This is a genomic window from Mucilaginibacter sp. (assembly GCF_028288105.1).
In the GTDB taxonomy this organism is placed as follows: domain Bacteria; phylum Bacteroidota; class Bacteroidia; order Sphingobacteriales; family Sphingobacteriaceae; genus Mucilaginibacter.
In genome coordinates this window covers 1-6904 of record NZ_JAQBOI010000010.1, presented here as the reverse complement: position 1 = coordinate 6904, position 6904 = coordinate 1, and the positions used below count along the sequence as shown (strand labels likewise).

Sequence of the window (6904 nt, the reverse complement as noted above, 5' to 3'; positions counted from 1 at the left end):
AACTGTTTCATTTTTACAGATAAATAGATAAAATGTAGATTATAGGTTAAAGGAAAATAAAGCTTGCAACTTTTATTTTAACTTTTCGTAAACATTATAACCAATATCAACCCAGATTTATAAATCTGCTTATCAGCTTTTATATATTAACTTGTTTAAATATTTATAAAGAATAGTTTTCTTGAGCTAAATTAATGAGCGTACCATACTTTAAACTGTTGCCGGCATTCCTTACTGTAATTGTATTATTATTTGCTCCGTATAATATTTACGGACAATATCACAACGCTTTTAACTCAACCTTAACTATAAGTGATGGCCTTTCGCATAGTAACGTGAAGTTTATATTAAAGGATAGGACCGGATTTATGTGGTTTGCTACTGATGATGGGTTAAACAAATATGACGGATATTCTTTTACAATATATCGTCATAAACCGAATGATAAAAACACGTTAAAAGTCAATAATATAAATGTGCTTCTGCAGGACAACGAAGGTAACCTATGGGTAGGTACAGGTGGTGGCGGTTTAAGCCTATATAATAAGGATACAGATTCCTTTATCAACTTTAGTGCTGATAAAAATAATGCTAATACTATATCAAATGATGATATAACCAGTATGTATCAGGATAGCCAACATAATATCTGGATTGGCACCTACTCCGGCTTAAACCTTTTTAACCCTAAAACCCACAAATTTAACAGGTTTTTCTACGAAAAAAATAAGGATTATTTTCCTGACAGGCATATCTATTCAATAGCCGGGGATAAACATGGAAAACTGTGGCTGGGTACTGATGGGGGGCTTATTCAGTTTGATTACAAAACTAATAAGTATAAAAAATATGCGCATGATAGTGCCAATGCTAAAAGTATAGCAAGTAACCATATCCGCTCAATATTAACGAAAGAAAATGGCAATGTATGGATAGCAACTGACGATAAAGGTATAGAGCTATTTGATCAACAAAGCCAATCATTTTCTCACTACAGCCACCAGGCAGGCAATAATAATACAATAGCCAATAATTCTGTTTTTAACCTTGCAAAGGCGGGCAATAATAAATTGTGGGTAGCTACCGAAGAAGGGTTAGACATGTTTGATGAAAGTACGCAAACTTTTGATCACCAATATAACAAGCTTAACAACAAAGTAAATTCAATTAATTATGTATTAGACAGCGAAAAGATATTGTGGTTAGGTACTTTTGAAACAGGGGTTATAGAGTACAATAATAATATACCTTCGTTTGTGCTGTTCTCCAATCAAAAGAATACACCTGAAGAACTTACCACTAGCCACGTCTTATCTTTTGCCGAAGTAAATAATGATATATGGGTAGGAACAGATGGTGGTGGGTTAAACTACCTGGATAAGGTGACACAGAAGTTAACATATGATGATATTGGCATAACCGGAAAAAAAATACTTTCTATAATAAAGGACAATGATAACAAACTTTGGATAGGGACTTATGGAAGTGGCCTGGATGTGCTTGAAAACAAGACCCATAGAATAGCTCATTATTCAAAAGGAAATACCCCAAAGGATATCAGTAGTGACGTGGTTTTTGCTTTAATGAAGGACCAGGCAGGTGATATATGGGTTGGCCTTGATGAAGAAGGTATTAATGTAATTCATAACTCGCTTGTAGCCAGGCGTTATAGATATGATATACGCGATACTGTAAATAGTTTAAGCAATAATGATGTACGGGCAATTTACCGCGACAGAAAAAACAATATCTGGATAGGCACGTACGACGGTTTAAATCTATACAATCCTCAAAAAAATAATTTCACGCACTATAAGGATTATAATGCAGGCTTAACCAATAATACCATCGCCGATATTTTTGAAGATAGTAAGGGTAATTTGTGGGTGGGAACAATAGGTGGCGGCCTTAACCTCTATAATAATAAAACTAAAAAATTTGCGGGTTATCGTTTCCTCAACGGATCAATTTATTCAATAATAAGTAGCATAACCGAGGATAAAAAAGGTTTTATTTGGGTGAGTACCACCAATGGCCTGGTCCGTTTTAAACCGGGTACAAATGATTTGAGGCATTTTACTATACTTAACGGATTGCAAGGCCCGGAATTTTCTAAAGGTGCCGGCCTGGTTACCCAAAATGGTAAATTATTATTTGGCGGGCTTAACGGGTTTAATATTATTGACCCGGAGCATCTTCCCGTCAACAGCCGCATGCCCGGTATAGTAATAAGCGGATTTCAGCTTTTTAATAAAAATGTTGCCGTTGGTAAAAACTCAGTATTAAGGCAATCAATAACACAAACAAAAGAGATAAGACTTAACTATAAACAATCTGTATTTACAATAGAGTACACGGCTTTAAACTTTACTATACCCGGCTTAAATAGGTATGCCTACCAGTTACAGGGGTTTGAAAAAGAATGGAATTATGTAGGCACACAACGCAAAGCCACATATACCAATCTGAACCCGGGGGAGTATGTATTTAAAGTAAAAGCAGCAAATAACGATGGTGTGTGGAACACGTTACCGGCACAGATCAAAATTACGATCATAGCCCCTTTTTGGATGACCTGGTGGTTTAAATGCCTTGTGGCTTTAACCTTGGCTGGTGTTTTATACGGCTATTACAAATATCGTGTGCATCATATACATACAACAAAAAAGATGCTTGAAAAGATCGTAAAACAACGCACTGCCGAAATAGAAAAACAGGCAGATGAGTTGCAAGAACAATCAGAAGAGTTAACAGCAATTAATGAAGAGCTGCAGGCACAATCAGAAGAACTTAGAGATCAGCGGGAGCAAGAACTTAAAGCAAGAATGGAGGCCGAACGGGCAAACAAAGCAAAAAGCATTTTTTTAGCTACTATGAGCCACGAAATAAGGACACCCATGAACGGAGTTATGGGTATGGCTGCATTACTTTGCGAAACCAAACTTGACCCGGAACAACGGGAGTATGCTGATACAATCCGTATTAGTGGCGAGAGTTTAATTAATGTGATCAATGATATCCTGGATTTCTCGAAGATCGAATCGGGTGAAATGGTTCTTGATATTCATAAATTTCATTTGCAACAGTGCATAGAGGAGGTATCAAAGCTTTTTAACGGGCAGGCAGCCAAACAAAATATTCAACTAACTTACGGTATTGACAAAAACGTTCCTGATGAAATTATAAGCGATAAGTTAAGGCTAAAGCAAATTTTGATAAATCTTGCGGGTAACGCTCTAAAATTTACTAAACAAGGCCAGGTAACTATAAATGTTAATTTACTTAACCAGGATAGCGATAATTTAAAGCTGTCTTTTGAAGTAAATGATACAGGTGTAGGAATTTCACCTGATAAACTATCACGTTTATTTAAGCCTTTCTCACAAGGCGATTCTTCAACTACACGTAAATATGGAGGTACAGGTTTAGGCTTGGTGATCTGTGAAAAGCTTGTTGAGCTTTTGGGTGGGTCAATGAACATTGAAAGTGCAGTGAACAGTGGAACAAAAGTTGTTTTTAGTATGGTTTGCCAGGCAAATCAAATACAGGAAGTGGCACAATCCAACCCTATACAACAGGGTGGTGAGGTTATATCTGCAGAGTTTGCAACCAAGTTTCCGATGAAAATATTGGTTGCAGAAGATAATATTATTAACCAAAATGTTATTAAGCAGGTGTTAAAGAAATTTGGTTATCAACCATTTATTGTAAGTAATGGCCGCGAAGCGTTTGATATTACCCAAATGGAAAAGTTTGACCTGATATTGATGGATGTGCAAATGCCGGAATTAGATGGATTGGAAGCAACACACAAGATAAGGCAGGAAGGCAATCATCAACCAGTGATCATAGCTATGACTGCCAGCGCAATGCCAGAAGATAAAATCAAATGCCTAAAGGCAGGAATGAATTATTTTATGTCTAAACCTATCGGGTTTGCTGAACTATTAGTTCATCTCGAAAAATCATTTAAAGATGTTATGAACAAAAGTACAATAAATCAATAATACGTTTCTAATACGGTTTCCCCGCGGCTAATTCCCTCTCGGCCCATTTAACGGCCAGTTGCTCGCGGTATTTGGCATATTTTTCTTTGAAAGCCATTTTCAGCAGGCTATCTATACCGCCTTTTACGGCCAGGTTATAAATGCTTGCTGCTTTGCGGGTAATGGATGCATCCCAGGCGCGTAAGCTTAACGAGTAAGAGCCATCAATATATTTCATCCAGTGCCAGTATCCGGTTGGCATAAACAGGGTATCGCCATGTTCCAGGAATACCTCGGTGCCTTCCACGCCTTCAAGGGCCGGAAATTTTTTGGTATCGGGGTTTAGTACATCATAATCCTCCAGCGCGTAGGTGGCGTTAGGGATGCAGTATAAACGGCGCTTCCATTTATTCTCGAACAATATTACATGTTTGCGGCCACCAAAATGTGTATGGAATATATGCGGAAGGTCGATATCGTAATGTAAAAAGGTAACCGAATTTGAGCCGCCGAAAAACATAGATGGCATACTTTCCAGGAAACCACCCATCAGATCTTTAGGGAAAACAATATCATCAAGCAGTTGCGGAGCCTGTTTAAATATATTAAAGAAGAAGATACGTAGCTCGGTTGGCTGCGACTTTATCAGATCAATGTATTCATCAAAAGGCATTTCTGCTGCCGATGAATTGATAGGCTTTGATGGATCTGCTTTTGAGTTATCGTACAAAGGCACCACCTTTTTGCCTACCACTTCTTTTAAATACCCGGGTGTCCACTTTTCGCGGGCCGGCCAGCTTTTGGTCATGCCTTTTATAACCAACGGGCGGCGCGGGTCAAGGTAGTTCTTCTTAAAATCCTCCGGACTTATGTTTTCAACAGTATCTATGGGGTGCAGTATAAAGCTCATATCTTACCAATCGTTTTTTTATAAAAGACATTAATGTTACCTAAAAGGTATCAAAATAACATATTAAAAACCTATTACAGGTTAACGTTATGTTATGCAATTGCGATGCAAAATTAAGCTTCTTTAAATAAACAATGGTGTAAAAAGCACTCAACCGTACTTTTTCACAAAAATAAAGCCCGGCGCTTTTGCAACCGGGCCTTGTTTAATTTTAGTTGGCAGTTGGCAGTTTGCACCGCGCTTATCTATTTTTGCCAACTGCCAACTGCCAACTGCCAACTTTTTAATTAGGCATCAGCACGGTATTTACTACATGTATAACGCCGTTGCTTTGGTTAACATCAGCAATAGTTACCCAGCTTTTTCCGCCTTTTTCGTCAACCAGGTATATTTTTCCGCCTTGTATCATGGCCTTTAATATGCCACCGCTAACGGTATTCAATTCGGCTGTGCCTTTACCGGCTTTAATTTTTGCCATAAGCTGTGCCGCGCTAATTTTACCCGAAACAACATGGTAGGTTAATATTTTGATAAGGGTTGCTTTATTCTCTGGTTTAACCAGGGTTTCAACCGTGCCTTTTGGCAGTTTATTAAAAGCCTCGTTAGTTGGTGCAAATACGGTGAACGGCCCGGCAGATTGTAAGGTTTGTACCAAACCCGCAGCTTTAACAGCCGAAACCAATGTGGTGTGGTCTTTTGAATTTACCGCGTTTTCAATAATGTTTTTTGTTGGATACATGGCCGCGCCACCTACCATTTTTGTTTGAGCGTACGTGTTTGGCGCAATTGTAATAGCTGCTAATGCAATTGCCGCGATGATTAATTTTTTCATGTTTTTAGGTATTTGAAAGAAGATACGCCGTAATATTTAAAGCGGTTTTTTAAAGGACGGGATATTCTAACAACTATTTGCTATAGTTAAGTGTTTTAATTATCAAAAGAACAAACTGGCGGCAATATTATCTGCATACAGTTTACCGTGTGGGGTAAGTGTAATAATATTATCGTTCTGGTTGATGCTGCCATCGTCAAAATAAGGCCGTGCGGCTTTTAAAAGCTCATTTGATGCGCCGGAAGCAATGGCGTTTAGCTTATCAAGATCAAGGCCCCAAACGGTACGTAACGATGTCATGATGTACTCGTTCAGGCGGTTGGTTTCTGTTAGTACTTCTATTTCTGCCGGGATGGTGTTTTCGGTTAATGCTTTTATGTATTTGGCATTATTGGCTACGTTCCACTGGCGGGTATCGCCATTAAAGGAATGTGCCGACGGGCCTATACCCAAGTATTTTACGCCTTTCCAGTAGTTGGAGTTATGGCGCGAATATTGGCCGGGCTTGCAAAAGTTCGAGATCTCGTATTGCTCAAAACCATTGGTCTGCATGGCATCAAGCATAATATTAAACTGCTCGGCACTTTGCTGCTCGCTCATGGCAGGCTGCTTCTTTTTACTGATAAAAGTTGCCAGCGCCGTTTGCGGTTCAACTGTCATGCTGTAAGCTGATACATGGGGGATACCAAATTCAAAAACTTTATTAAGATTATGTTTCCATTTGATATCTGTTAATAGGGGATAACCGTATATCAGGTCTACTGTAATGTTCTCGAACCCGGCATCCTGCGCGCGTTTTACCGATGCTTCGGCTTCGTTGGCGCGGTGTACACGGTTCATCCACTGCAAGTCTTCATCAAAAAAAGATTGAATACCGATGCTGAATCGGTTAACCGGCGTATGCCTAAAGGCGTTTACCTTTTGCTGGTCCAAATCGTCGGGGTTAGCCTCAAGGGTTATTTCGGCATCGGCACTAACGGTATGGATCTGGGTAATGGTGTTAATAATGCCGATTATCTCATCAGCAGAAAGCACCGATGGTGTGCCGCCGCCAAAGTAAATAGTTTGGATGGTTTCATTAGTAAGGTAGCTTTTTTGCAGGGTTATCTCTTTCAAAAGAGCCTGCACCATCTCATCTTTATACTTAGCCGATGTGCTGAAATGAAAATCGCAGTA

General features: G+C 38.9%; 4 protein-coding genes. 1 reads left to right on the top strand and 3 read right to left on the bottom strand.

Annotated features, from left to right (window positions below):
* Positions 1 to 194: 194 nt before the first annotated feature.
* Entirely contained in the window at positions 195 to 4007 is a 3813-nt protein-coding gene (locus tag JWQ85_RS00615) for a hybrid sensor histidine kinase/response regulator (protein ID WP_299462349.1), read from the top strand.
* Positions 4008 to 4014: 7 nt separating this feature from the next.
* On the opposite strand, the gene JWQ85_RS00610 is transcribed toward JWQ85_RS00615, so the two are convergent.
* The 3 genes from JWQ85_RS00610 to hemW all read right to left on the bottom strand — a co-directional run.
* Complete coding sequence (locus tag JWQ85_RS00610) at positions 4015 to 4896, bottom strand: cupin-like domain-containing protein (protein WP_299462346.1); 882 nt, start codon at positions 4894 to 4896, stop codon at positions 4015 to 4017.
* Between the two features lie 283 nt (positions 4897 to 5179).
* Positions 5180 to 5728, bottom strand: a complete 549-nt coding sequence (locus JWQ85_RS00605; protein ID WP_299462344.1) for a fasciclin domain-containing protein — start codon at positions 5726 to 5728, stop codon at positions 5180 to 5182.
* Between the two features lie 102 nt (positions 5729 to 5830).
* Positions 5831 to 6904 (bottom strand): radical SAM family heme chaperone HemW (gene hemW / locus JWQ85_RS00600; RefSeq protein WP_299462341.1); only part of this gene is annotated, 1074 nt, incomplete at its 5' end.